The following is a 24,657-nucleotide window of genomic DNA, read 5'->3' as shown; positions in this document are numbered from 1 at the left end:
ACCAGAAGAATATCCCGAGATCGAGACAACTCATGTTCAACAAGATCCTGATTGCAAACCGGGGCGAAATCGCGTGCCGCGTCGCGGCGACCTGCAAGCGGCTCGGCATTGCGAGTGTGGCCGTTTATTCAGACGCGGACGCCGATGCAAAGCACGTCAGCGCCTGCGACGAAGCCGTGCATATCGGCGGCGCGACCGCGGCGGAAAGTTATTTGCGCGTAGCGCGCATTATCGAGGCGGCGCGCGCAACCGGCGCACAGGCCGTGCACCCCGGCTATGGCTTCCTGTCGGAGAACGAAGACTTCGCGCATGCATGCGAAGCCGCCGGCATCGTATTCATTGGACCGCCGGTCGAAGCGATCGCCGCGATGGGCTCGAAAGCCGCGGCGAAGGCGTTGATGCACGCGGCGGCGGTGCCGCTCGTTCCCGGTTATCACGGCGATGATCAGAACCCCGAACTATTGCATCGCGAAGCAGATGCGATCGGCTATCCGGTGCTGCTCAAGGCCAGTGCGGGCGGTGGCGGCAAGGGCATGCGTGTTGTCGAGCGCAGCGAAGACTTCCTCGCGGCGCTCGCTTCGTGCAAGCGCGAGGCGGCAAGCAGTTTCGGCAACGATCGAGTGCTGATCGAAAAGTATCTGACGCGGCCGCGTCACGTCGAAGTGCAGGTCTTCGCAGATCGTCACGGCGGCGCGGTTTATCTGTTCGACCGCGACTGCTCGGTGCAACGGCGTCATCAGAAGGTGCTGGAAGAAGCGCCCGCGCCGGGATTGTCCGCGCAAATCAAGCGCGAAATGGGCGAGGCCGCAGTGGCCGCCGCGCGCGCCGTGAACTACGTGGGCGCCGGTACCGTTGAATTCATCATGACGGCTACAGGTGACTTCTATTTCATGGAGATGAACACCCGCTTGCAGGTCGAGCACCCGGTGACGGAAATGATCACCGGTCAGGACCTGGTGGAATGGCAACTGCGCGTCGCCGCCGGCCAACCGCTGCCGCTCACGCAGGACCAGTTGAAGATTGACGGCCACGCAATCGAGGCGCGCATCTACGCCGAACATCCGGCGCGCGGGTTCCTGCCTTCGACCGGCACGCTCAAGCATTTGCGCATGCCTGAAGGCGTGGAATTCGCGATCCATGCGGGCGCGGGTGAAAGCCGCAAGGCGCCGGTGCGCATCGACAGCGGCGTGCGCGAGGGCGATACGATCACGCCGTTCTACGATCCGATGATCGCGAAGCTGATCGTACACGGCGCGACGCGAGAGGAAGCGCTCGCGCGAATGAGCCGTGCGCTGCACGCGTGTGAGGTGGTCGGTCCGCACACCAACGTCGAGTTCCTGCAACGCATCGTCGAGAGCGAGCCGTTCGCAACGGGGGACCTCGATACGGGCCTGATCGAGCGGCATCACGAAGCGTTGTTCGCGCCTGTAAAGAAGCCGTTCAAGGAAGCGCTCGCGCTTGCGTGCGCCGCGCTGCTCACGCGCGAGGGCGGCACCGCGCACGGCGCGTCGCCGTGGGATGCGCTATCGCACTGGCGCCTGAACAGCGGCTTCACACAAACGCTGGGCTGGCTCGCTATCGAAAGCAGCGGGGAAACCGGCAGCCCGTTCACCGTCGCTTTTGCACGCGACGGCGCGACGCAAACGCTCGAACACGACGGCGTGCGCGAAGCTTTCTCATGGTCTAGCGGCGCGGGCTTGCATGAATACCGCGCGACGATAGGCGATGCGCGCGCCACGGGCCGTGTGTTCATCGACGGCGATACGTTCCATGTGTTCTGTCTTGGTCACGCGCTGGCCTTCGAGTGGCAGAACCTGCTCGCACATGCCGCGGACGCCGAACATGGCGAAGGACGCTTGACCGCGCCGATGCCCGGCAAGGTCATCGCGGTCCTGGTCGAGCCGGGCGCGGTGGTGGAGAAAGGCACGCCGCTAATCGTGATGGAAGCGATGAAAATGGAGCACACGATCGGCGCACCGGCAGCAGGCACGGTGTCTGAAGTGCTGTATGCGGTCGGCGATCAGGTGGCCGATGGTGCACAGCTTCTGGTGCTAGACGTGCAATAGGCGCGATCATTTCCGGCTGCGTAAAAGCCGCAACGAAACCTCAGCCGAGGCGCGTGTACCCGGCCGCGCGCGCCTCGTTTTCCAGTTGCGCAATGCGTTTATAGTCGTCGAGCGGCAACGTGGAAAAGCCCTGCAAACGCAGGCGTCTTGCGCGATCGGGCCGCAGTGCGAGCGCTTCGTTAAGCGCCTCTCGCAACGCTTCCACCGTTGCGGCGGGCACCGTGTCCGATGCGATTAAAGGCAGACCCGGCGAGGCCGCTGTCATGCCTATGCGCCTGACTCGCCGTGCGAGTTCCGGCATTTCATCGCAGACAAAAGCGAACGTCACACAATCTATCGCGGCGACATCCGCCCTGTTCTCCGCGACGGCACGCAGCGAGCCGACATGCGAACCGGTGCGGACCGCAGCGCGGAAGAACGCACCCTCGTGCGAGTGCGGCGCGACCGCGTGGCGTAGCGCATTCATGCCGCTGTTCGAATCGTCCTGGTTGTAGGCGGCGCGTGCGCCCCGCAGCGACGCGAGCGTATCGAACGGCGCGTCCGAGCGCGTGACCAGCACGCTCGAGTAATGCGCGCCTTCGCAACCAGGCGCGTCGAAGCGCGGCGTGGCGATCAACTGCACCTGTTCGTGCAAGCCGTGCATCAACGGATAACCGCAGGTTTGCGACATCAACAGATTGGGCCGGCGCCAGAAGCCGTGCAATTCTTCGTCGGGTTCGACGATGCGGCACGCGGGCTTGACCATGCGCAAGACGTCGGAAAGCCACCCGCGCCACTCGGTCTCGAGCGAGGGCGTGATGTTGTACATCGGCAGGGCGGCGATCCAGGTCATGACGCGAGTCTTGCTTACCTATTTTGCTGACTAATGCGTGGTCATACTAATGCAAGATCATACGGAATTCGTCGACACCCAGCCGAACGGGCTCGCTCGGCGTGAAGGTCCACCTTTGGGCGGCCACCGTGAGAATCTCGTTCTGCGCGCCTTCGAATGCGAGCAGTAAGTCTTTTTTTCGCGCGCTTGCCGCGCCGCAAAAGGCGATCAACGCATCCGCGCTCACTTCGAAAATCTGCGCCCGGTCGTCGCGGCACACTCTGAACGCGACCGTCGCGCACTCCGTCACACAGGGCCGGAACCCTTCATCTACATAAACCGACATGGCGACCTCCTTTCGCGCGCGCGCCTGAGTTGTCAGCATGACAACCTGTAAGCCGCCGGTATGTGGGAGAGCCAGCATTCGCGGTGAAATCGGCCAGCGGTGCGGACACGTGCGCCACTAACGCCCAGAAAAAAGACGATGGATACCAGTCAGGCACGCGAAGTGAGACTACAACGGGCACCGATTCGCAAGCGTGGGCGCTTGCCGGTGTCCGTCGCAGGTTTTAGCGCGGAAGAAGCAGAGCAGGCAGTTTCGCAAACGAATCGATCAGCGCATCGCATTGCAACGCCTCTGGGCCATCCGGGCCGCCATACCCGTAGCTCACGATGAACACCGGCATACCGGCGGCTCGCGCCGCGCTAACGTCAACCGGAGAATCGCCGACCAGCACGCTGCACTCCACATCTACGCCCAGCAATCGGCAAGCGTGCAACAGCGGTTCGGGATCGGGCTTCATGCGCTCGATCGAATCGCCTGCGACCAGCAGGTCGAGATGATCCGCGAGGCCTGTCATCAGCAGCAACGGCGCTGCAAGCGCCTCCGGTTTGTTGGTGACGCATGCAAGCCGGTAGCCGAGCTGTCGAAGCTCGTCGAGACCCGCGGCGACGTGCGCAAACACATGGCCATGCTTGCCATTGGTCTGCTCATAGTGCCGATGAAAAGTCGCCAGTCCGTCGCTCATATCTACTTGCCGGTCCAGCGCCGCCGCCTCGAGCGTGCGTCGAACGAGGTTCGGAACACCTTTGCCGATAAAGCCGCTGACCGTGTCGAATGGCAACGGCGCCCGACCGAAGTCGGCGAGCATGCGGCTCGCCGCTTCGACGATATCCGGCGCGGTGTGAACCATCGTGCCGTCGAGGTCGATCAGCACGGCACGTGTTCGCGCTTGCGGCGATAAAACAGGTTGCGCGCTCATACGGCAGCGGCCTCGTTCAACGCATCGCGGTGCCAGCGGCGCAACGTGTCGAGGTCCACCCATGCGGGCCGCTCGCCTGCCGTTCCGGATGGGATCGCCGTATGAGGATCGCCGAGATGAGGCAGCACGGCTAACGCGCCGTCGAAGGAATCCTGCGATGTGTATGCAGTCGGTGTTACGACAGTCGGTATCAGCGCCGCGCGCGCGGCCCGCAGACCGTTGGCGGAGTCTTCGAACGCCATGCAGGCCGCGCCTGGCAGGCCGAGTCGCCGAAGCACGTCGAGGAAGACATCGGGCGCAGGTTTCTTTTTCTGCGTGGTGCTCGCGTCGCAGATCGCAGCGAAACGGCTCCGCCAATCGGGGCCGAACGGACCTTGTAGAAGCGCATCGAGATTCGCCGGCGTGGTGGTCGTCGCGATTGCCACGGGAATGGAGGCCTCGGCGGCTTCGTCGATCAGCCGCACAATGCCGGGCCGCAACGGCAACCCGCCGTTGCGCACGCGGGCCGCGTAATGACGGGTCTTGATCGCGTGCACCGTGTCGATGACGCGGCTCACGCCCGAGCCCTCGGCTTCTTGCGGGTCGGCGATGCGCCAGTAATGCAGCAGACGCTCCTTGCCGCCCGCTACCGCGAGAAGACGCGAGTAGAGGGCTTCGTCCCAGTGCCAGTCGAGACCGGCTTCCGCGAATGCCGCATTGAACGCGTGCAGGTGCGCGCTTTCGGTATCGGCAAGCGTGCCGTCCACATCGAAGATCAAGGCTTGCATGAGCCAGTCCTCTTCATGTTTGCAGAGCGGCGTCATGCATGTCGCCGGTGTGCAGTCACGATAGCGGAGCGGCACGGCAATTTGAACTCAGAGTTTCTTTGGACCGCGATAACCGATCCTTTAACGGCTTTCAACGCTGCGAGCGCGCCGCGTGAGCGGCATGCTCGTGCGCTATCGGGTCACGCGCGCGGCAGTTGCAGGCCGGTGACGAAGTACGCGTGCAGTCCATGCGCAAAGCGCTTGAGCCGGGTGACGATCGACTTGTTCGCGCGCGTGAGGCCGTTGTACCCGAGCACCGCGGGTATTGCGACAAAGAGCCCGAACGCAGTCATGATGAGCGACTCGCCGACCGGTCCGGCAACATGATCGATCGAGGCCTGTCCCGTTTCGCCGATCACGATCAGCGCATGGTAAATGCCCCACACGGTGCCGAAGAGGCCGACGAACGGCGCGGTGCTGCCGATCGACGCCAGCACGGCGAGACCGCTTTGCATATGGGCGATGATGTCGTCGATGGTGCCCTGCAGACGGCGCGCAATCCAGTCCGACACGCCGATGCGGTCTTGCAGATGCGGCCTGTTTTGCCGGTGATGAGCCGCGGCTTCCGCGGCTGCCACAGCAAGCGCCAGAAGAGGATTGTCGCGCAGCACTGCCGCCGATGCGTCGTCACTGTGACTATTAAGGCCGCCCAGGTCTTCGAGCCCGTGTTCGAAGCTGTCCGCTTGCCAGAACAATGCGTCGGTGCGGCCGGTCACACGCTTGATGCGCATGACGTGCCACAGTTTGACGACGATGACAGTCCACGACACGATGGACATGATGAAAAGCGTGCCGAGGACCGCGCGTGTGACGAGATCGCCGCTCTGCCAGACATTCGCGACACCATAGTGCTGCATATCGTTTCCTTCAAGTCGCTTCGCATGAAAAGCGAAACGCAGGCAACTAGCGGACTAGAGGCAGGCGACGTGCGTCGTATCGTCGATGTCTGCGCATTCATTCTCCGCTGCGGAGCGGCGTTTTAGAACGGCTACTGCAGTTGCTAAGTCAATTCGGGAAAATTTCCTGCCCCTCTGCGTTGCCAAACGTTCCTTTAATGAACTACTTTGCTTGAATGCCGGGCTTGCGCGGCACAGCGCTTTCACAACGGAGTAAAAAATATGCTGGAGACACGCGTTCGTATAACAACAGGGGGACGTCCCATTGTTTTAGCTGCGGCTGTCGCGGCTGTCTTTGCCGCATTCGCGGCCGCCCCGGCGCTAGCCGCGGCGCCAACGGCTTATGTGACGAGCGAGAAGGCCGGTGTCGGTGTGATCGACCTCGACAAGATGTCGCTAACGAAGACGTTTCCTGTCGGCGAAGCCGGTCCGCGCGGGCTGAGCCTGAATGCGGACGGATCGCGCCTCCTGGTGGCCAACAAGAACACCGGCGACCTCGCCGTCATCGATACGGCTTCCGGGGAAGTCGTGCAGCGCGTGAAAATCGGCAAGAATCCGGAGTTTGTGCGTGTGCACAACGGCTATGCGTACGTCACATACGAGCCGGGCGAAGACGGCGGGCCGCCCGCCGCGAACGCGCAGCCCGGCAAGCCGGCTAACGAGTCAGGCAACAAACCGCATGCCGACGACGATGACGATGCGAACAAGCCGCCCGCCGAGATCGCGATCGTCGATATGAAGACCTGGCGCGTGGTGCGTTCGGTGACGAGCGGTCACGAAACCGAGGGCATCGAGTTTTCGCGTGACGGCAAGAGCATGCTCGTCACGAACGAAGGCGACGACACGGTTTCCGTCTATCACGCGCGCACCGGAGCACCGCTCAGAACCGTGAAGCTCGCGGCGGGCGGGCGTCCGCGCGGCATCCGCCTGTCGCCGGACGGCAAGGAATACGTGGTCACGCTCGAGTCGTTGAGCAAGCTGGTCGTCATCGACGCGCACACGTTCAAGGTCGTCCGGACCGTGGATACCAAGCTGGGTCCATACGGCGTGGCCTACGGTCCGGAGGGCAAGAGGCTCTTCGTCGCCGCGGCGCGCGACAAGACGGTCCAGGTGTTCGACGGCCACAGCTACGAGCATCTCGCCGACGTTCCGGTGGGACAACGCTGCTGGCACTTCAGCTTTACGCCGGACGGCACGAAACTGCTGGTGGCCTGCGGGCGCTCAGACGCCGTCTATGTGCTCGATGCGCGCAGCTATCAGCCGATTACGCAGATCGGCCAGTTGCCGCTCGCATGGGGAATCGTTACCTATCCGCATAGCGACGGCTCGATCGAATCGCGCTGACTGCCGCTCATTCGCGGGGCGATGACAGGTCCATCATGTGTCATCGCCTCGCGTATGCATCGTGTCGCATCGTGTCACTTCCACGCATAGCGCAGGCCGACCCAGAACCCGCGCGGCGCGCCTGGCCCGACGAACTGCTCGTTGCTCGGGTTCGCGCCGTCGAACGTATGATTGGGGCCGTTGAAGAAGTTCTCGCCTAGCGTGCCGAAGCTCGCATACCGCTTGTCGAGCAGGTTCGTGATGTTCGCGAAGACCTGCAACTGTTTGGTCACCTGGTACGACGTATCCAGATCGATCAGCAGATAGCCGGCGATCTTGCCGTTCACGTCCTGGTTGTTTTCGTCGCCCTGTGCATAGATGCCGCCGCGCCACGTGAGGTTCGCGCCAACCTTCCACTTCGCGGTGGCTGCATAGTCGAGCTGCAGCTTGACCGTGTTCGCCGGAATTCCGGGCAGATGGTCGCCCGGCTTCACGGCAATGTTGCCGTTCGCGTCCGCGCTCGAATTGCTCGGGCTGCTCTCGGTCCAGGCCGACCGGTAGGTTGCGTCGATATAGCTGTAGCTCGCCGTCACGGCGAGTGGACCTAGCTGGCTGCGCCCGGAAAGCTCGAAGCCTTGCCGGCGCGTGCGGCCGACGTTCTGAAAGAAGCCACGATTGCTCGCGGCGCCGTTGCTGCTGATGAACTCTATGTCGTTATCGAGCGTCGTTCTATACACGGCCGCGCTCCATGTCGTCGCCTGACCGACCCGTCCGCGCGCGCCGAACTCGAAGGTCTTCGAAATCACCGGTTGCAGCGCCGGGTCGGATACGAAATCGTTCGGCAGCGAGCAGGGCGCGGCGGGGTCTGCGCAGGCGAGTTCGATCGCCGTGGGCGAGCGCATGCCTTCGTTGTAGGTGGCATAGGCCGTGAACGTCGAAGTCGGATTCCAGTTGATGCCGACTGCCGGATTGAAACGGGAAAACGTATGGTGTCCGTTCAGCTGCGGCTGAAGGCCGCTCGAGTCGCCGATGGTGGCATCCGCCCAGTTGTAGCGGCCCGCAAGCGTCAGCGACCATTGCTTCGTCAGCGACAACGTGTCTTGCATGTAGATGCCGTAGTTGCCGTTATGCGTTTTCGCCGCGGTTTGCTGCGTGAAATCGCCGATGCCGAGCGTCGCGCGTGAGTCGGTGAACACCGCGTCTTGCGACGATTCCGTGTAGCGCGAATTTGCAATGTCCGCCGACACGCCAGCCACGAACTGATTCTCCATGCCGCCGAGTTTGCCGAGCAACGTGAGCTGCAGGCTCGCGCCGTAGCTCTCGGTCGAGACCACCGATTTTTCGTTGGTCGCCTGCGTGGTGTCGAGGTCGCCGTCGTCCCCGATGGAGCCGAAGTTCGGATTGGTGTTGCTGCTCAGGTTGCTGTTGCGGAAATGCCGGTAGTACGCATTGCCGCTCAGTTCCACGTTGTCGCTGAAGTAGTGTTCGCCGGACAGCGTCAGGTAGCCCGCCGTGTTGAGGTTCTGGTCGGGATAGGTGTACGGCTGCTTCGGGTTGCCAAGAAACGAACGCGGAATAGTCTGCGTACCGTGCAGATCGTTGTCCGCGCCACCTGCCGACAGCGACAGCGTGGTGTCCGCATCGGTATAACGCAGCTTGCCGAAGATCTGGCGCACGCGGCTTGCATTCTGTTCGGCCCAGCCGTTGTCGTTGGCCACGTTGCCGGTCACGTAGTAGTCGAGGTTCTGTCCGATCGTGCCGCCTTGCTCGATCTGCGCGCTCTTGCGGCCCCACGAGCCGAGCGACACTTCGGCCTCCCCGCCGGGGCTCGTCTTGCCGTTCTTCGTGGTGATAGCAAGCGCGCCGCCGAGCGTGTTCAGGCCATAGGTCGGATTGGAACCCGGAATCAGTTGAATCGTGTCGATGGCTTGCTGTGGCAGCACGTCCCAGTTGACCACGTCGCCGAACGGCTCGTTCACGCGCACGCCGTCGACGAACACCGAAATGCCTTGCGGTGTGCCGAGCAACGGCGACGCGGTGAAGCCGCGATAGTTGACGTTCATCTGATACGGATTGCCCTGCGCATCGGCGATATCGACGCTCGGCAGATTCTTCGCGAAGTAATCGGTGAGCGTGCTGCGGTGCTGTTGCGCGATGTCTTGCGCGTGGACCGTTTGCACATTGGCCGGCACCTGAGCGAGCGGTGTGCCGATGCCGAGAAGCGGCGTGGTGCCGACCACCACGACCGGCGCGAGCGTGGTTACCTCGCCGTCCGCACCGGTCTCGACAACTTCCGCCGATGTCGCTGCCGATGCCGACACCTCGGCCGCCGGTTGCCCGTCAGCCCACGCGCCGACCGAAATGCTCGCGAGCGCGCTGCCGAATCCCAGCGTCAGGCTGGCGCGTCGCTGCAGTTTGAGCACGGTATTGGGACGACGCACGCGTGATGCGATATTCATTATTCTGTCTCCTGCCGGGGCGACGCTTTTTTGATGGCGCAGCCGCGTTGCGGCATGCGTAGCGCTTTCTTTCAAGGTGTGCAAAGCTTCGCATGCGCCATCGCGCGGAAGCTCGGGAGCTTTTCCCGAAATCGCGAGGAAGCGTTCCCTAACTCGTTGCAACCAGAGTTCGTGTCCGACCGGCCTGAGTAGAATGCAAACGTGATGTCGAGCGATTCCTCCAAACCTTCGTCAGCGCGCCGCGAGCCATCGCATTCGACGGTTCCGCGCGATCTCGCATGTGTGCTCGCGCTGACCACGCTCGCTGCGGTGTTGAGTTCGGTGTTCGATGTCAGCGAGCACGCGTATCGCTGGACGCGAGGTCTGGAGCGCTTCCAGCTCGACGAATTGCCGGGCACGCTGTGCGTGCTCTCTTTGGGCCTCGCCTGGTTCGCGTGGCGGCGCTATCGCGAGACGCGCCGCGAGCTTGCCTATAGCCGCGCGCTGGAAGAACAGGCCGAACGTCTGCTGGCCGATAACCGGCGTCTCGGCAATCAGGCGTTGCAGGCACAGGAGATCGAGCGCCGCCATCTCGCGCGGGAACTGCACGATGAACTCGGCCAATACCTGAACGCGATTTCACTCGACGCGGCGCGCATTCGCGATCTTTCAGCGGCACGCGAACCGGAGGTTCATCGAATATCGCTTGGTCTGATGCAGAGCGCGAGCCATGTGTACCGGCAAATCGGCGGCATGATCCGGCGGCTGCGGCCTATCGGTCTGGATGAATTCGGCTTGCCGAGTGCACTTGAACATTGCATCGACGGCTGGCGGGAGCGGCTGCCGGATGCGTCGTTCTCGCTGACAATAGAAGGCGATTACTCGGGCCTTAGCGACGCGTTGACGATCACGCTTTACCGGCTCGTGCAGGAAGGGCTGACGAACGTGTCGAAGTTCGCGCGCAACTCGCGCGTGGAGGTGTTCATGGTGCGCGCGCCGCGCGAAGCACACATGTCAGAAAACACTGCGAAGGCGAACGAGTCGATCGACGAAATCGTCGTGACCATGGCCGACGACGGCCCCGGTGTCGATCTGGATGCACCGCGCGACGGCCTGGGCCTGATCGGCATGCGCGAGCGCGTTGAGGCGCTCGGCGGCGAATTTCATGTGGCGAGCAAGCCCGAAGGCGGCTTCCTGTTTTGCGCGCGCGTGCCCGCTCAGGCGGGGCTCGCCGAACCGGTGAACTGAAGTCCGAGGCGGCTTGCCATTTGCGCGAGTTGAACACCGTTGTCGGCACCGAACTTCTGCCGGATCACCGACTGATGATTGGCCACCGTCTTCTGGCTAAGACCGAGTTTTTCGGCGATGCTCGGCAGCGTGTAACCCTGCACGAGCAGACGCAGCACTTCGAATTCACGCGCGGATAACTGCCGCCCAGGCGGGCCTTCGCTGAAGGCGTTGCGCAGTGCGAGCGCCTGCGAGACGTCAGGGCTCAGATAGCTCGCGCGTCTCGCGATCGTGCGAACCGCTTCCACGAGCACATCGGGTGCGCTGGCCTTGGTCACATAGCCGAGCGCGCCGGCGTCGAGCGCGCGGCGCACGAAAATCGCTTCTTCATGCACGCTGAAAATCAGCACCCGGGCATCGGGCTCGCGCGCGAGCATGCGCCGCATCGCCTCGATGCCGCTTGCTCCCGGCAGCGACACGTCCATCACCACGACATCGGGCCGCAACGCACAGAAGCGCTGATAGGCGAGGGTGGCGTCGGCCGCCTCGCCGCACACATGCACGTCGGCATTCACTTCGAGCAGACGCCGGTAGCCTTCGCGCACCACGGCGTGATCGTCGACGAGCAACACTGAAATGTCCGCCCCTGCCATGTTCAGCCTCCATGCAACGCGGTCGATCAGAGTTCGCGCTTCAGCGCGTTACTCCGGTACCCTGCAGCACTGTCCCTTGCCACTTACTCGTAATGGCCGCCGTCATGCGGCTTATCCGCCGCTTGCGCAGCCAGAAGCTTGCGCGAGTTCGCGTCGTTCCGGAACAGGATGGGTTGCTCACGCGGCGCGCTGGCCGATGCCGCCAGGCGCGTCACGTTCACCACTTTTTCATGCGACGGCGACTTGTCGCAAACCGGGTCGGCATTGGCTGCGTCGCCGGTGAGCAGATACGCCTGGCAGCGACAGCCGCCGAGATCGCGCTCCTTCTCCTCGCAACTGCGGCACGGTTCTTTCATCCACTGCAGACCGCGAAAGCGGTTGAAAGCGTCGCTGTGATACCAGATCTCGCGCAGCGGCGTCTCTTTGACGTTCGGCAGCACGAGTCCGGGCAGACCGCGCGCGGCGTGGCACGGCAGCGCTGCGCCGTCGGGTGCTACGCCAAGGAAGACCGCGCCCCAGCCGTTCATGCAACGCTTCGGGCGTCGTTCGAAGTAGTCAGGCACGACGAAGAAAATCTTGCACCGGTCGCCGTGCGTGCGTCGATAACGTTCCACCACGGCTTCTGCTTCATCGAGCTGCTCGCGTGTCGGCATCAGTTGAGCCTGATTGTGATGCGCCCAGCCGTAGTACTGCGTGTTCGCGAGTTCCAGATATTCGGCGCCCATCGCAAGCGCCATGTCGATGATCTTGTCGACGTGCGGCAGGTTGTAGCGATGCAGCACGCAGTTCAGCACCATTGGAAAGCCATGCCGCTTGATCGACGCAGCAACCCGCTGTTTCAGATCGAACGTGCGCGTGCTGCTCAGAAAGTCGTTGAGTTCCTGCGTCGAATCCTGAAACGACAGTTGAATGTGATCGAGACCGGCCGCCTTCAGATCGCCGAGGCGCTTGTCGGTCAAACCGATGCCGGACGTGATCAGATTCGTGTAGAACCCGAGCTGCCGTGCTTCTTCGACCAGCACTTCGAGATCGTCGCGCACCAGCGGTTCGCCGCCCGAAAATCCGAGTTGCGCGGCGCCGAGCGCGCGCGCGTCGCGCAGCACGCCGATCCATTGCTCGGTGCTGAGTTCGCGACTGTGATCGGTGTAGTCGACCGGGTTGTAGCAGAACGCGCAATGCAGCGGGCAGCGGTAGGTCAACTCCGCGAGCAGCCACAGCGGCGGCGCGACGCCCTCCGGCACGGCTTGAGACCGTGCGTCGGCAACGGGTTGCGAAAGATCGGTCATCGCGCTACTCCAGCCATCCACGTGAATGCGCTTCAGCGACGAATGCGCGCACTTCGGGACCGAGTCCGGTGGCGTTGAACGCCTGCTCGAGATCGGCAATCAGCGCATTCATGTCGCGCGTGCCGTCGCACCGTTTGAGAATTTCCGCCGCGCTCTGGTTGAGCTTCACCATCCCTTCCGGATAGAGCAGCACGTGAGCGTCTTGCGCCGGTTCCCATTGCAGGCGAAACAGCTTGTTGAGGGCGGGACGTTCCGCGTTGGACATGTCGTTCATTGTGGGAACGCCTTTTCGATCGAGTCCAGCATGGTCCACAGTATGTCGAGCTTGAATTGCAAAATCTCGAGCGCACGTTCCTGCTGTTCGCGCCGCGTGAAATGATCGAGCGTGACCTGGAGACCGTGCTCCACGTCGCGCTGCGCGAGCGTGATGCGTGAGCGGAAATACGCGAGGCCGGACGCTTCGATCCACGGATAGTGTTCGGGCCAGCTTGCGAGCCGGTCGCGATGCACTTGTGGCGCGAACATTTCCGTCAGAGACGAACACACCGATTCCTGCCATGGTGCGCGGCGTGCGAAATTCACGTACGCGTCGACGGCAAAGCGCACGCCCGGCGTCACATGCTTGAGCGACCACAGTTCGTCGCGCGACAGGCCGACCGCGTCGCCAAGACGCGCCCATGTTTCTATGCCGCCTTCCTCGTCGCCATAGCCGTCGTGATCGAGAATGCGCAGCACCCAGCGGCGGCGCGTCTCGCGATCCGGGCAATTGGAGAGCACCGCTGCGTCTTTCAGCGGAATATTGATCTGGTAATAGAAACGGTTCGCGACCCAGCCGCGAATCTGTTCGCGCGAGCAGCCGCCGCTATTCATCTTCACATTGAACGGATGGTGAATGTGATACGCCGTGCCCTTCGCGCGTAACTGCGCTTCGAATTCCTCGCGCGTCCAGGCTTCGTCGCCGGGCTTTTCGCCGCTCCCGGCGGTGTTGTGCGGTGCTGCACTCAAGGTGTCTTTCGCGTTCATGCGATCTCCGGTTCGTGCGCAGTCAGTGCTTGCTGCGCACGCTTCATAGTTCGAACGTCATGCCGTCGTACGCAACTTCAATGCCGTGCTCCATGAGGATACGGCGCTCGGCGCCGTCCTCGACGAGAATCGGGTTCGTGTTGTTGATGTGGATCAGTACCTTGCGGACCTGCTGCTCACCAAGCGAGTCCAGTACTTCGATCATGCCACCAGGACCGGATTGCTGCAGATGACCCATATCCGCCGCGGTTTTCTTCGAGAGGCCGAGGCGGATCATTTCATCGGCGGTCCACAGCGTGCCGTCGACGAGCAGCAGATCCGCCTCGCGCATCGCATCGAGCACGTGTGCTTCGATCGCGCCGAGGCCCGGTGCGTAGAACACGCGCTTGCCTGTCTGCCGGTTGGTGATGACGAGCCCGATGTTGTCGCCGCGCTCCGGTGCGTTGCGATGCGGCGAGTAGGGCGGCGCCTTGCTGGTGAGCGGCAACGCGTGGATCTGCACGCCGGGTAGTGCGTCGACGGCGAGCGGCGCGCCGTCCAAAGCGATGCGGCAGTGTTCGACGCCGCAGTAGTGCGAGAGCATCGGCGCGATCGGAAAGCCGCTCGTCAGGTCTTGCCAGACGGCATCGGTCGCATAGAGCGGCAGCGGCGTGTCGCGTTCGCGCAGCATCAACAGGCCGGTGACGTGATCGATCTGCGCGTCGATGACGAGCACCGCCGCAATGCCGCTGTCACGCGCGCGTCGAGCCGGCTGCAGTTCGGGGTTTGCGGCAATTTGCGCGAGCAGATCGGGCGACGCATTGACGAGCAGCCAGTCCTCGCCGTTCGCGCTGATCGCAATCGACGATTGAGTGCGGCGCGTCGCTTTCAGCGTGCCGCGCCGTACGCCGTCACAATTGCGGCAGTTGCAGTTCCACTGCGGAAAGCCGCCGCCCGCGGACGAGCCCAGTACCTTGATTTTCATGCCGCGCAGCGCAGCGTGCGCCCCTCGTGAGTAGATGGAAGAAACATGGCCGCGAGCGCATCAGCCACGCGTTCGCGCAACGCGGGATCGCTTGCCAGGTGGCCTGCGCGCACGCACTCGACGTGTGCGGCGGGCACGGCCCGCGCGAGCCGGCGCAGATTGTCCGGCGGACACACCGGATCGCGTGAGCCGTGCACGGCGGCAAGCGGCACACCCGCTGCGCCGGCGACGCGCGCAAGCGACAGCAGTCGTGTCGCTCCAAGCCAGCAGCGATGCGTCAGGTAATGAGCCTGAATGCGATATTTGTCGACCAGCTTGCGGCTCTCCTTGTGTGAGCTTCTGGCTGGCACGAGCTTGCGCCGCGTGCTTGCACTGGCAAGCACTGCGTTTTCATAGCCACGCCACGCGAGCGCGAGCGCTCGCCGTTGCGCGTCACTCGCGTCACTCGCGCGGCCGTGTCGCAAGCGCGCGGCGCAGCGCGCGAGCAATCCGGCAGGCTGCGTGCAACGTGCGGCGGCACACAGCTTCGCCCATGCATGCGGCGCGCGTCTGCGCGACGTGACAAAGAGACCGCGAACCTCGCGCGCCGATGTGAGAAAGAGGCCGCGTAGCACCACGCCCGTCACCGATTGCGGATGCCGCCCCGCATACGCGAGCGCGAGTGCCGCGCCCCACGAGCCGCCGAGCACGCCCCACCGTTCTATGCCGAGCCGTACACGCACCGCCTCAATATCTTCAATCAGCCGGTCCGTGCGGTTGTGGCGCACGCCGCCACGAGGCGTCGAGCGACCGGTGCCGCGCTGATCGATCAGCACGACTTTGAAGCGCGTCAAGTCGAAGAGCCGCGTTGCGTCGGGCTGGCTGCCGCTGCCGGGACCACCGTGCAATACGACGACGGGCACGCCGTCCGCGGCTCCGGTCACCGTGAACGACACGCAGTGAGCGTCGCGCGTGCGCAGCGCGTGCACAGTCGGCGCCGTTTGCGGACGCATACGTGTGTGCATTTGCGTGGCTGAGCGCGGCCGCCTCATGGCAACATCCTCGCGAGCAGATTGTCACGGTCGATCCATTGATGCTTGAGCGCGCCCGCCACATGCAACGCGATCAGCGCGATCAGCACATAGGCGGTCGCTTCGTGAATGCCGAAGAACAGTTCGCGCAGCCCCGCGTCGTCCCAGCCCCACTTGGGCAGCGGGATACCCCAGAAGCGCGTTCCATAGCGGTTGAATGACGAGCCCAGATAGCCCGACACGGGCATTGCCACCATTGCCACGTATAAAAGGCCCTGCGTAGTGCGCGCGGCGGCGCGTTGCCACGGTCGCATCGGCGGCAGGGGCGGCCGATGAAAGGCCACACGCGCCACGATGCGTAGAAGCACCAGCAGGAAAACCGTCAGTCCGATGGACTTGTGAAGGTTCAGAAGCGTCGCCTTGACGGGCAGGCCCTTCGGCAGTCCGACCATATACAGCCCGAGCGCGAGCAGGCCGATGATGCCGAAGGCGATCAGCCAATGCAGTGCGATCATCGAGCCGGCGTAGCGCGGTGCGGCGCTGGCGCGTGAGGGCGCGGAAGAAGAATGCGCGGTCGTCATGTCTGCCTCCTTTGGTTAGCCCACCACGAGGATTTCGCCCCGTCCGTCGACGGCGACATCGCCTGCATAGCGGCGCGGCAGACGGGCCGCGCGCCACTGTGAGAAAGGCGCAATCTCGCTGGCGAGACTGCGCACGAGCAGAGACCAGAATACGTCGAAACCACGGCCGCCGTCGGTGAAGGTGGGTGGCACACTGGTGGGACGCTGGGCGAGCAGCAGGGTTCCGCGCCTCATCCCATACGCATAGTGTGCGCCCAGTTGACCCGCGATGCCGATGGTGCCCGCGACGAGCCGCGACGCTGCGAAATCGCCCGCGTTGCCGCCCACCAGCACGAGCCCGCGACGCATGCGGTCGGCGAGCCGCGCGCCCGCGTTACCGTGAATCGTCAGCGTGCCGCCCGTCATGCCTTCCATGTCGCCGGCGAGCGCGCCCGCCGCGAAATCGCCGCAATTGCCCGCCACCGTGAGCCGTCCGCCGCGCATTTCGCAGGCGGTGAAATGGCCCGCGTCGCCGTCGATTCGCAACACGCCGCCGGCCATCTGCAAGCCGCATTGATCGCCTGCCGAACCGCTCACGATGAGGTGGCCTTGCGTCATTCGCGCGCCGATGCGGTCGAGCCACGGTCCGGCGTCTTCGATCATCAGGGCGCAGTCGGCGCCGCCCTGGCCCGCTTCGTCCGACGTCGCCGCATCGCCGCTGCGCGAGACGTCGAATACATCGCCGACGGCGCAACTATCGTTGCCTGCGGGCAGCACGATGCGCTCGACGTCCGCGATGGAGAGCGCTGCGAGCGATGCCGGCAGCAACGCCGAGGCGTCGACGCGAAAACCCGGCGCCGTCCTGACGCGCAACGTGGTCACGACACTCATGCGCCGCTCCCGCCGAGACCGGCCGCCAGTTGGTGAAGATGGAAGTGGTAGGGACCGAGCTTACCGCCGTAATTGCCCGCCGACACGCGCAGCAGGCCCGCCGCGCGTCCCAGTCCGGCGGCTGCGACGATGCCCGCCGTCATCGCCGCGCCGACATCCGCTTCGGTGAGCCCGTCGATCACGATCTCGAGCACGCAGCCCACTTCAGCGCTCAGTTCGCTGCGCGCCGACAGGCCCGCGAGCGTTGGACAGAACGCGTCGTTCGTGGACGCGGTGGCGCCTTTGTACTTCGAGCCGACCTTCGAGCCCGAACGCACGACGCCGCCCGGAAAAGGCATGATCACGTTCGGCAACATGCGCATCGCGGCGACGGCCGCTTCGGCAGCGGCCAGCGCCGCGTCGATATCGCGTGCGAGAAGAATCAGATTGCCGCCGCCCACGGCCTTCACGGTGGGCGCGGTTTCCTCGCAGACGAATTCGCCGTCCATCACCGGCACTCGCCAGTAGCGCGTGTCGCCGAGCATCTTCGAGATCTGCCAGCCGTCGCCGAAAAAACGCAGGTTCTTGCCGAGCGGCGCGAGATCGGAGAGCGGCGCTCGGGTCGTTTCCGGGTCGATGCCGCGATACACGGCAGTGGTCGGGCAAGTGAGCACGCATTGTCCGACACGCCGTTCGATCTGCTTGGCCAGTTCCTTCGACGACACGGCGAACAGCAGCACGGCGGCGCCCGGCCGTCCATCCGGTGTTTCGTCGCCTTCGAGCGTGCGTTCGATGCCGGCCTCGCAACCGCAACCGATCACCGAGGTCGCAAAACCCGTCAGCGAGCGCGCCGCGTTCATTGCCCACGCCGGCGTATGCGCGGTGATCACGAGCCGCGTCGCCTTCATCGGAAACGCTTCCGCGAACGTGGCGTCGATCGTGGTGCCGTTGATTTGCAGGGTCGCCGTGTCGCTCATCGTGTGCGGGTCGCTGTTCAGGTCAGCCATGTCAACCCTGCGCAAAGCATTCGACCGGCAGCAGCTTGCCGCCGCGGCAGCAGTTGCAGATTTCGTCGTCGCTGATCGCCGCATGCGCGAAGTTGCTCGCGAGATTTTTTTCGCTGTAGGCGCGTATCCGCTTCTCGATGCCCCGGTCGAATTCCGGCGACACGAAATGGATGCCGCCCGTCGGCGTCGCGACGAGCGTGCCGTCGCGTGCCACCAGCTCGCCGTCCTTGAACACGTAAGCGGGCGACGTGAACATCCGTTCGCGGTCCGGATCGTCGCGATAGACGGCAATGTCCGCCGCCGCGCCCAGGCCGAGATGGCCGCGGTCGCGCAAGCCGAGCAGGCGCGCCGGTCCCGCACGCGTGATGATTGCGATCTCGTACAGCGAGAACTCGCGTGTCAGTTGCGGTAACGCACTCGCCACTTGCGCGTCGGCATGGAGCTTCGCCAGTTGTTCGTCGCGAAACGATTTGTCCATCAAGAGACGGATCAGATGCGGATAGCTCGTGAAGGGGCCGCCGTTGGGATGATCGGTGGTCATGGCGACGCGCCACGGGTCGTCCACGAGAAGAAAAATCTCCAGCCCGATGATCCACTGCAATGCATTCACATAGCTCTGCTCGCGATAGCGGAACGGCACCACGCCGCACCCGGCATCGCATTCGATATCGCCCACCACCCACTTGTGCGGCCGGGCGAGCGGCGCGTTGCGGAACTGCATCATCGTGTCGCCGGAGGCCGTCACGGTCTGGCCGAAGATAATCTGGCCGACGTCGATCGACACGTTCGGCCGCGCGTTCACGGCCTCCGCGATCTGGCGCGCGCCCGACGAGAATTTCAGCGGTCCTTCCACGCCATAGCTGTGAAACTGAATATGAGTGAGGTGCACGGGGAGGCCGTCGGCGGCATCCATCGTGGCGATGGTCGAATCGATGTTGCCGGGCACGCCGAGATTGCTCGCATGCACATGCAGCGGATGCGGCACGCGCAACTCGGTCAACGCGCGCGTCAACGTGTGCAGCACGTCGCGCGGCGTGATGCCGTAATGCACGTGCGGTTCGTCGACATTCAACGCGCGCTGATTGAACTTGAAGGCGGAAATGCCGCCGGGGTTCACGACCTTGACGCCCAGCGCCTTGCTTGAATGGATCGTCCAGCCGACATAGTCGCGCAGGCGCTCGAAGTCGTCGCGCGCGGCGAGCATCTGCAGGAACAGTTCGTCGTTGCCAAGCATCACGTAGGCGCCGTGATCGATGATCGGCGTGTCGCCCATCTCCAGGTGCGTGTGCCGCGCGTTCGACGGCATCATCGCCGGCTCGAACGCTGCGGTGTAGCCCATTTCCGCGTAACGATAGCCGGTTGCCAGCGTGCCGGGCGCGCAGACGCCGCACGAAGGCAGCCTTAGATAGCGGCCGTTCGCGTCCTGCACGGACTCATAGGCTGCGTCGCGCACGGGGTCGTCGCGGTGATCCTCGGGCAGCAGAAGGCGCGACAGATTCGTCTTGCCGCCGCCAATATGCGAATGCATGTCGATGCCGCCCGCCATTACGATCATGCCGGTGGCGTCGTATTCGCTGTCGGCCGGGACGTTGGCAGGCACATCGACGATGCGGCCGTCACGAATGGCCAGGTCGCGGCGCTCGCCGTCGATGCCGTTGGCTGGATCGAAAACCGTGCCGCCCTTGAGCCGGATCAGCGTCATGGCCGCACCTGCGCGGCGGAAGGTGTGGGATCAGGCGCCGGGAAGGTGGTGGGTATCCGCGCGGCAAGCTGCGCCGCCACGGTCGCGACCGTGGCAAGCGGCGCGGCGCGCGCGGCGGCGAGCGGCATCACCACCGAACTGTCGACCCGGAACAGATGCCCGCCGCTATCGACGCCAGGTGTGGCGACCGGAATGAACACGGTGCCCTCGCCACGCGCCGCCGCGATCTGCGCGAGAGCGGGGTGGCCGAGCACGATGGTCGGCAGGTCTTGAGGCAATGCTTCGGGCCATGCGGGCGGCGCGAAACTGGCGACCCACAGCAGCGCGTCGATTTCGCCATCCGCGAGCAGCCTTTCGGCGCGATAGCGATACGGGTCGTGATCGAGCGGTGCGGTGCCGGCGGTGCGTGCCGGCTTCGAGACCCGCGTGCGAAGCGGCAGCCCCGAGAGCCACGTGACCGTCTGGTTGACGCTCAGCGCGCCGTCGTCGCCGCCGAGCGCGAGGCCGCCCGCGCGCGACTTCAGATTCGACGCCTTGACGATCCGGTTCAGCGCTTCGATCAACAGTGCCGCATGCGGGGCGGGTAACGAAGCGGGCTCATAAACGAACACGGTGTAGCGCGCCGCCGCGATGCGAGCCTGAAGCGCCTGCAACACGTCGAGCGACTGCTTCGAGTTCTGGGCATCTGCCATGTCTTCAGGGAATGCGTTTGGCGCACGCGCGTCGCTGATGGTGGACCACAGCGCGAGCGTATCGAACGGATCGGCGTCCGGCAGGATCGACTCGACTCGCGTGTTCGCGAGCCGGCTTGCCGCCGGATCGGGCTCGCAGCCGACGAACACCAGTTCGCGCGCCGTGTCGGTTCCTTCTATCGTGCGGGCGAAGAAGCGCGGATAGCGGCGCGACGGCTGACAGCCGAAAAATATCAGCAGATCGGCGCGGGAGCGCACTTCGGAAAGCGTCGTGAAAAACGAGCCGCGGTCCTGCAAGGCGAGTGTGGCCGCGCTCATCGCATCGCCATGCTGATGATCGAGAATCGCGCCGCAGCTTGCAGCAAACGTGTACAACGCACGCGCGCCGGCCACATCGGTCGACAATCCGCCGAACAGCGGACGCCGGGCCGACGACAGAATCCGCGCCGCATGAGTCAGCGCTGCGTCCAGTTCCACGTCGTGTCCGTCAACGCTCGCACCGCACTGCTCATCGGTAGCGCCGTAGCACGCGAGCGCTTGCAAGAGGCGAGGGCAGTCGGTGTTCTGCACGGCGAGCGTTGCGTCGCCACGCGATTCGATCGCGAGGTCGTCGCATAGCAGCGGACAGAACGGGCAGGTCCAGTCGCGTGTGATCGCCGCGGTGGGCACGTGGGCCGCGCCTGAAAGCATGGTCGTCGACGGGTCAGTGGGCGAGAGGTGCATGGGGCGACATTTAGCAAGCTCCATGCCGATGCGTTGGAACGCACAGCATGAGCGGCGTCCGCCAGCGCTCCGGCTGCCTATGCAAGCCCTCGTTAGCTGGATCGCGGCGACTGGCGAGACACGACCAAGGGCCGAGGGCTCGCGACCTTGTCACCACAGGCCGCGCAAGTCTGACGCAGCGCACAGGTTGTGTGTCGTTCTGGAGCAGAGTGTCACGCGCGGCTCTTTAAAGTTCGACAAAGCTTGCCGTTTGTTTACCGCCACACCCCGTTCGCCGATTGGCATGGAACTTGTTTTGCTCGCCTACGTGGATGCGGCGAGCGGCATGCCGACGCGGCCGTCGTGCAGCGCAGAGGCCACGAGCCACGCGCTTGCGCCGGTGCGAGCCGCCGCCTCGATGTCGTCGCGATGGCGAATCCCGCCTGCGCCGATCACGTCTGTATGGGCTGGAGCAGTGGCGCGAACACGCTCGAAAGTGGCGAGATCCGGGCCGTCGTAGCTGCCAACCTGATCGAGTGTCATCGCGATCACTCTTCGCGGCCACGACGCGGGCGTGAGTGTCGAGATGTCGGAAGGTGTTGCGGCTGTCAGCAGTTGACCGGCGCGATGGTCGAGTGAGAGTAGTGGCGAGAGCCCGGCGGTTTCGGCGGCGTGCAGGGCTTGCGGGTCTTGCAGCGATTCGGTGCCGAACACCGGCACGAGCGTCGCCAGATCGTGGGTCGCGGGCTTGCTGCCAGCGTCGATTCGGTCGAAGAGCGCGAGCATCGACGCGTAGTCGGCGTAGCCAGCGTCGAGCCAGATGTCGATGCCCGGCAGCGCGGCACGCAGAGCAGTGAGCGTTTGAATGTGAGCGCCCCGTTGGAGGATGGCGCCAAGGTCGGCGATATAGAGCGTGCGCGCGCCGCTCGCAACAAGCAGCGCGCGGGCGACGGCAAGCGGCTCGCTGGTGGCCGTCAGCGACGAGCGTATCGGCAGATAGGCAGTCCGTTCGCCGCGCACCGCACGAACGACGTGGCCGTCGAGCAGATCGAGAACCGGTATCACCTGCATAGGGGCGCATCCTTTGACCAAGATCTTTGTCTTCGAGTATCTCACCGGCGGCGGCATCGACCCCGCGCTTGCCGGGGCTGGCAGCCTCGCCGACCTGAGCGCGCTGATCGTAGAAGGCCGCGTGATGCGCGACGCGCTGGTCGCGGATCTGCGCGAACTCGACGGCGTTCAGGTCAGCTTCGCGAGTTCGCGCTTCGAGACCGTCGATCCCGCGTTGGCTCATTGTATGGCCGCGCCCGGTGAATCGATGACGGCCTTCGTCGCGCGCGTGGCCCGCGAGCACGACTACGCATGCATCATCGCGCCGGAATGCGACGGCTTGCTGCTGCATCTGTACGACGCGGTCGGCGCGGCGCGCTGGCTCGGCTGTGCGAAAGAGGCGATTCGCGTCGCGTCGAGCAAGAGCGCGACGGCGGCCTGTCTGGCGGCGCATGGCATCGCGACCACGCCGGCCATCGAACCCGGCCAGGCGGTGACCCACACGGGCAACAAATGGGTCGTCAAACCCGACGACGGCGCGGGCGGACTCGACACATTCCTGTTCGACGATTTCGCGCAGGCTTGCGCCGAATTCGACGCACGCGCGGCGCAAGGGCGCAACCCGGTATTGCAGGAGTGGGTCGACGGCGAGCCGCTCAGTCTTTCTCTGATCTGCGATGGCGAGCGCGTCGAACTGGTCAGCATCAACCGGCAGCAGATTGGCTTGAGCGAAGGCAAGGCGCATGGGCAGCATGCGCGCATCGTCGAATTCGACGGTGTGGCGGTCAATCAGATCGACACGGCGGGCGAGCAGGGCGAGGCGCTGCGCGAGCTTGCGAAACGCGTCGCGACGGCGATGCCCGGGCTGCGCGGCTTTGCGGGCATCGACGTGGTGTGGCATCCGTCGCGTGGGCCGGTCGTCATCGAAGTCAATCCGCGTCTCACTGTGGCTTATGCAGGCCTTTCCGCCGCGCTGGGGGGCAATCTCGCGGCGGCTTTGCTGGCCGCGCATGGCGTGCGCGTTCAGCCGGGCAAAACCGGTGAAACCCGTGAAACCGGCCAATCAGGCGAATCGCGCGGGCCGGGCGAATCGGCAACAGGCGGCCGACCTACGGCTGCGGCGGCGCGCGCCCACGACGCCCGGCCTCTTTGCGGAGTTCGGCCATGAACGCGCCGCGCATGAACCCCGTGAGCGCCGCGCCGGTGTTCGGCTGGGACGTCGGCGGCGCGCACGTCAAGGTGTCGATGAACGATGCGAGCGGCGTCGTGCTCGAGGTCGCGCAGTGGGCTTGCCCGTTGTGGCAAGGGCTCGAACATCTCGAACGCACCATCGACCTCGTGTTCGAACGCTGGCCGGTCGCGAAAACCTACGCGGCGCGCCACGCCGTGACGATGACGGGCGAGATGGTCGATCTTTTCGAGGACCGCGCGCAAGGCGTGCGGGCAATCGCAGCGGCGCTCGCCCAACGGCTCGGGCCACGCGTCGCTTTCTATGCGGGCGAGTCTGGTTGGTTGACGGCGCAGACGTGCGCGGCCGGCTGGCGCAGCGTCGCGTCGGCGAACTGGCTGGCGACCGCTCGCTGGATAGCGACGCGCGTACCGAATGCATTGCTGATCGACATCGGCAGCACGACGACCGACATCATTCCGCTTGCGAACGGGAGAGTCGTTGCGCGTGCATCGACGGATGCAGGGCGGCTCGCGACCGGTGAACTCGTCTATCAGGGCGTCGTGCGCACGCCGTTGTGCGGGATCGCGCAGCGAATTGAGTTCGGCGGGGCGGCGGTCAACGTGATGAACGAATGGTTCGCGACCACCGCAGACGTCTACCGCCTCACCGGCGAACTCGCGCCGCAATACGACCTTTACCCGAGCGCCGACAACGGCCCAAAAGACGAACTCGCGAGCAGAAGGCGGCTCGCGCGGATGATCGGCCGCGACGCGCATGAGGCGAGCCCCGCCGAATGGCGCGCGTTCGCGCAGCGTTGGCGCGAGCTGCAGCTGCGCGAGATCGGTGCCAACCTGACACGCGTGACAGCGGCGCATCCCGAGCTTGCCGCCGCACCGCTCGTGGGCGCTGGTTGCGGACGCTTTCTGGCGGCGGCCCTCGCGCGTGAAGAGGCGCGCGGCTATATGGATTTCGGCTCGCTGGCGGGAGGCGCGGCCGATCAGGCGGACTGGATAGCGACGTGTGCGCCGAGCGTGGCGGTGGGGCTGCTCGCGGCGATACGTTATGCGCAGGCCGGCGGCGGCATTCGAAGCGTCGATGCGGCTACACGCGCCGCATGAACCACATGAGACATCCGGAG

23 protein-coding genes are annotated in these 24,657 nt (G+C 64.6%); 5 read left to right on the top strand and 18 right to left on the bottom strand.

Going from position 1 to position 24,657, the window contains the following annotated elements; genetic code table 11:
- The first annotated feature begins 32 nt into the window (after positions 1-32).
- Positions 33-2,066, top strand: coding sequence for an acetyl/propionyl/methylcrotonyl-CoA carboxylase subunit alpha (locus H281_RS0106985; RefSeq protein ID WP_020066370.1), 2,034 nt, complete (start codon positions 33-35; stop codon positions 2,064-2,066).
- A 40-nt stretch (positions 2,067-2,106) separates the two neighbouring features.
- Here H281_RS0106985 and H281_RS0106980 read toward each other — a convergent pair whose 3' ends face one another.
- The 5 genes from H281_RS0106980 to H281_RS0106960 all read right to left on the bottom strand — a co-directional run bounded on the left by H281_RS0106980 (position 2,107) and on the right by H281_RS0106960 (position 5,802).
- Positions 2,107-2,898 carry a phosphate/phosphite/phosphonate ABC transporter substrate-binding protein gene (locus H281_RS0106980; protein WP_020066369.1) on the bottom strand — a complete coding sequence of 264 codons (792 nt, stop codon included), beginning with the start codon at positions 2,896-2,898 and terminating at the stop codon, positions 2,107-2,109.
- A 46-nt stretch (positions 2,899-2,944) separates the two neighbouring features.
- On the bottom strand, positions 2,945-3,223 hold the full coding sequence (locus H281_RS0106975) for a DUF1488 family protein (RefSeq protein ID WP_027804359.1): 279 nt from the start codon (positions 3,221-3,223) through the stop codon (positions 2,945-2,947).
- Between the two features lie 223 nt (positions 3,224-3,446).
- The gene (gph, locus tag H281_RS0106970; protein WP_020066367.1) at positions 3,447-4,139 is read right to left on the bottom strand and encodes a phosphoglycolate phosphatase; all 693 of its coding nucleotides are present in this window, start codon (positions 4,137-4,139) and stop codon (positions 3,447-3,449) included.
- On the bottom strand, positions 4,136-4,906 hold the full coding sequence (locus H281_RS0106965; protein WP_027804358.1) for an HAD family hydrolase: 771 nt from the start codon (positions 4,904-4,906) through the stop codon (positions 4,136-4,138). The genes gph and H281_RS0106965 overlap by 4 nt, the downstream gene beginning before the upstream one ends.
- A gap of 179 nt (positions 4,907-5,085) precedes the next feature.
- Positions 5,086-5,802: a MotA/TolQ/ExbB proton channel family protein gene (locus H281_RS0106960; RefSeq protein WP_020066365.1), complete on the bottom strand. Its 717-nt coding sequence runs from the start codon at positions 5,800-5,802 to the stop codon at positions 5,086-5,088.
- Between the two features lie 261 nt (positions 5,803-6,063).
- Between H281_RS0106960 and H281_RS0106950 the strand changes: the two genes are divergently transcribed.
- Positions 6,064-7,185: a YVTN family beta-propeller repeat protein gene (locus H281_RS0106950; RefSeq protein ID WP_027804357.1), complete on the top strand. Its 1,122-nt coding sequence runs from the start codon at positions 6,064-6,066 to the stop codon at positions 7,183-7,185.
- Between the two features lie 74 nt (positions 7,186-7,259).
- Here the strand turns inward: H281_RS0106950 and H281_RS0106945 are convergent, their stop codons facing one another.
- On the bottom strand, positions 7,260-9,623 hold the full coding sequence (locus tag H281_RS0106945; RefSeq protein ID WP_020066362.1) for a TonB-dependent receptor: 2,364 nt from the start codon (positions 9,621-9,623) through the stop codon (positions 7,260-7,262).
- Between the two features lie 204 nt (positions 9,624-9,827).
- On the opposite strand from H281_RS0106945, the gene H281_RS0106940 reads away from it, so the two are divergent.
- Positions 9,828-10,850 (top strand): histidine kinase, encoded by a 1,023-nt coding sequence (locus H281_RS0106940; RefSeq protein WP_020066361.1) that lies wholly within the window; start codon positions 9,828-9,830, stop codon positions 10,848-10,850.
- Here the strand turns inward: H281_RS0106940 and H281_RS0106935 are convergent.
- From H281_RS0106935 to H281_RS0106880, 12 genes are all read right to left on the bottom strand, one after another.
- Positions 10,820-11,482 (bottom strand): response regulator, encoded by a 663-nt coding sequence (locus H281_RS0106935; RefSeq protein ID WP_020066360.1) that lies wholly within the window; start codon positions 11,480-11,482, stop codon positions 10,820-10,822. The genes H281_RS0106940 and H281_RS0106935 overlap by 31 nt on opposite strands.
- Before the next feature lie 83 nt (positions 11,483-11,565).
- A complete protein-coding gene (gene pqqE / locus H281_RS34400) occupies positions 11,566-12,768 on the bottom strand; it encodes a pyrroloquinoline quinone biosynthesis protein PqqE (protein WP_020066359.1) in 1,203 nt (400 codons plus the stop codon).
- A gap of 4 nt (positions 12,769-12,772) precedes the next feature.
- On the bottom strand, positions 12,773-13,042 hold the full coding sequence (pqqD, locus tag H281_RS0106925; protein ID WP_020066358.1) for a pyrroloquinoline quinone biosynthesis peptide chaperone PqqD: 270 nt from the start codon (positions 13,040-13,042) through the stop codon (positions 12,773-12,775).
- A complete protein-coding gene (gene pqqC / locus H281_RS0106920; protein ID WP_020066357.1) occupies positions 13,039-13,791 on the bottom strand; it encodes a pyrroloquinoline-quinone synthase PqqC in 753 nt (250 codons plus the stop codon). Before pqqC ends, pqqD begins: the two co-directional genes overlap by 4 nt.
- A 43-nt stretch (positions 13,792-13,834) precedes the next feature.
- Positions 13,835-14,755 (bottom strand): pyrroloquinoline quinone biosynthesis protein PqqB, encoded by a 921-nt coding sequence (gene pqqB, locus H281_RS0106915; RefSeq protein WP_020066356.1) that lies wholly within the window; start codon positions 14,753-14,755, stop codon positions 13,835-13,837.
- Positions 14,752-15,747: an alpha/beta fold hydrolase gene (locus H281_RS0106910; RefSeq protein ID WP_020066355.1), complete on the bottom strand. Its 996-nt coding sequence runs from the start codon at positions 15,745-15,747 to the stop codon at positions 14,752-14,754. Before H281_RS0106910 ends, pqqB begins: the two co-directional genes overlap by 4 nt.
- A gap of 35 nt (positions 15,748-15,782) precedes the next feature.
- On the bottom strand, positions 15,783-16,346 hold the full coding sequence (locus tag H281_RS0106905) for a cytochrome b (RefSeq protein WP_020066354.1): 564 nt from the start codon (positions 16,344-16,346) through the stop codon (positions 15,783-15,785).
- Between the two features lie 15 nt (positions 16,347-16,361).
- Positions 16,362-17,216 (bottom strand): formylmethanofuran dehydrogenase subunit C, encoded by an 855-nt coding sequence (locus H281_RS0106900; protein WP_020066353.1) that lies wholly within the window; start codon positions 17,214-17,216, stop codon positions 16,362-16,364.
- Positions 17,213-18,172, bottom strand: a complete 960-nt coding sequence (gene fhcD, locus H281_RS0106895; protein WP_027804355.1) for a formylmethanofuran--tetrahydromethanopterin N-formyltransferase — start codon at positions 18,170-18,172, stop codon at positions 17,213-17,215. Before fhcD ends, H281_RS0106900 begins: the two co-directional genes overlap by 4 nt.
- 31 nt (positions 18,173-18,203) lie before the next feature.
- Positions 18,204-19,904 (bottom strand): formylmethanofuran dehydrogenase subunit A, encoded by a 1,701-nt coding sequence (locus tag H281_RS0106890; protein WP_020066351.1) that lies wholly within the window; start codon positions 19,902-19,904, stop codon positions 18,204-18,206.
- Positions 19,901-21,319: a molybdopterin-binding domain-containing protein gene (locus H281_RS34395; RefSeq protein WP_020066350.1), complete on the bottom strand. Its 1,419-nt coding sequence runs from the start codon at positions 21,317-21,319 to the stop codon at positions 19,901-19,903. Before H281_RS34395 ends, H281_RS0106890 begins: the two co-directional genes overlap by 4 nt.
- A 303-nt stretch (positions 21,320-21,622) precedes the next feature.
- Positions 21,623-22,369 carry a HisA/HisF-related TIM barrel protein gene (locus tag H281_RS0106880; RefSeq protein ID WP_020066349.1) on the bottom strand — a complete coding sequence of 249 codons (747 nt, stop codon included), beginning with the start codon at positions 22,367-22,369 and terminating at the stop codon, positions 21,623-21,625.
- 13 nt (positions 22,370-22,382) lie between these two features.
- On the opposite strand from H281_RS0106880, the gene H281_RS0106875 reads away from it, so the two are divergent.
- Both H281_RS0106875 and H281_RS0106870 read left to right on the top strand, forming a co-directional pair.
- Positions 22,383-23,516, top strand: coding sequence for an ATP-grasp domain-containing protein (locus H281_RS0106875; protein ID WP_020066348.1), 1,134 nt, complete (start codon positions 22,383-22,385; stop codon positions 23,514-23,516).
- A complete protein-coding gene (locus H281_RS0106870) occupies positions 23,513-24,637 on the top strand; it encodes a hydantoinase/oxoprolinase family protein (RefSeq protein ID WP_020066347.1) in 1,125 nt (374 codons plus the stop codon). Before H281_RS0106875 ends, H281_RS0106870 begins: the two co-directional genes overlap by 4 nt.
- Positions 24,638-24,657: the final 20 nt, after the last annotated feature.

This window comes from Paraburkholderia caledonica, from assembly GCF_000383275.1.
GTDB classification, from domain to species: domain Bacteria; phylum Pseudomonadota; class Gammaproteobacteria; order Burkholderiales; family Burkholderiaceae; genus Paraburkholderia; species Paraburkholderia caledonica.
Note: the sequence above shows the minus strand (reverse complement) of the source record. Positions and strands in the feature narration are given on the sequence as shown.

Coding starts and splice junctions, on each gene's coding strand:
- H281_RS0106940 (WP_020066361.1), top strand. CDS start 9,828: ATGTCGAGCGATTCCTCCAAACCTTCGTCAGCGCGCCGCGAGCCATCG.
- pqqD (WP_020066358.1), bottom strand. CDS start 13,042: ATGAACGACATGTCCAACGCGGAACGTCCCGCCCTCAACAAGCTGTTT.
- H281_RS0106985 (WP_020066370.1), top strand. CDS start 33: ATGTTCAACAAGATCCTGATTGCAAACCGGGGCGAAATCGCGTGCCGC.
- H281_RS0106980 (WP_020066369.1), bottom strand. CDS start 2,898: ATGACCTGGATCGCCGCCCTGCCGATGTACAACATCACGCCCTCGCTC.
- H281_RS0106905 (WP_020066354.1), bottom strand. CDS start 16,346: ATGACGACCGCGCATTCTTCTTCCGCGCCCTCACGCGCCAGCGCCGCA.
- H281_RS34395 (WP_020066350.1), bottom strand. CDS start 21,319: ATGCACCTCTCGCCCACTGACCCGTCGACGACCATGCTTTCAGGCGCG.
- H281_RS0106870 (WP_020066347.1), top strand. CDS start 23,513: ATGAACGCGCCGCGCATGAACCCCGTGAGCGCCGCGCCGGTGTTCGGC.
- H281_RS0106880 (WP_020066349.1), bottom strand. CDS start 22,369: ATGCAGGTGATACCGGTTCTCGATCTGCTCGACGGCCACGTCGTTCGT.
- fhcD (WP_027804355.1), bottom strand. CDS start 18,172: ATGAGCGACACGGCGACCCTGCAAATCAACGGCACCACGATCGACGCC.
- H281_RS0106935 (WP_020066360.1), bottom strand. CDS start 11,482: ATGGCAGGGGCGGACATTTCAGTGTTGCTCGTCGACGATCACGCCGTG.
- pqqE (WP_020066359.1), bottom strand. CDS start 12,768: ATGACCGATCTTTCGCAACCCGTTGCCGACGCACGGTCTCAAGCCGTG.
- pqqB (WP_020066356.1), bottom strand. CDS start 14,755: ATGAAAATCAAGGTACTGGGCTCGTCCGCGGGCGGCGGCTTTCCGCAG.
- H281_RS0106910 (WP_020066355.1), bottom strand. CDS start 15,747: ATGCGTCCGCAAACGGCGCCGACTGTGCACGCGCTGCGCACGCGCGAC.
- H281_RS0106890 (WP_020066351.1), bottom strand. CDS start 19,904: ATGACGCTGATCCGGCTCAAGGGCGGCACGGTTTTCGATCCAGCCAAC.
- H281_RS0106900 (WP_020066353.1), bottom strand. CDS start 17,216: ATGAGTGTCGTGACCACGTTGCGCGTCAGGACGGCGCCGGGTTTTCGC.
- H281_RS0106950 (WP_027804357.1), top strand. CDS start 6,064: ATGCTGGAGACACGCGTTCGTATAACAACAGGGGGACGTCCCATTGTT.
- H281_RS0106960 (WP_020066365.1), bottom strand. CDS start 5,802: ATGCAGCACTATGGTGTCGCGAATGTCTGGCAGAGCGGCGATCTCGTC.
- H281_RS0106945 (WP_020066362.1), bottom strand. CDS start 9,623: ATGAATATCGCATCACGCGTGCGTCGTCCCAATACCGTGCTCAAACTG.
- H281_RS0106975 (WP_027804359.1), bottom strand. CDS start 3,223: ATGTCGGTTTATGTAGATGAAGGGTTCCGGCCCTGTGTGACGGAGTGC.
- pqqC (WP_020066357.1), bottom strand. CDS start 13,791: ATGAACGCGAAAGACACCTTGAGTGCAGCACCGCACAACACCGCCGGG.
- gph (WP_020066367.1), bottom strand. CDS start 4,139: ATGAGCGCGCAACCTGTTTTATCGCCGCAAGCGCGAACACGTGCCGTG.
- H281_RS0106965 (WP_027804358.1), bottom strand. CDS start 4,906: ATGCAAGCCTTGATCTTCGATGTGGACGGCACGCTTGCCGATACCGAA.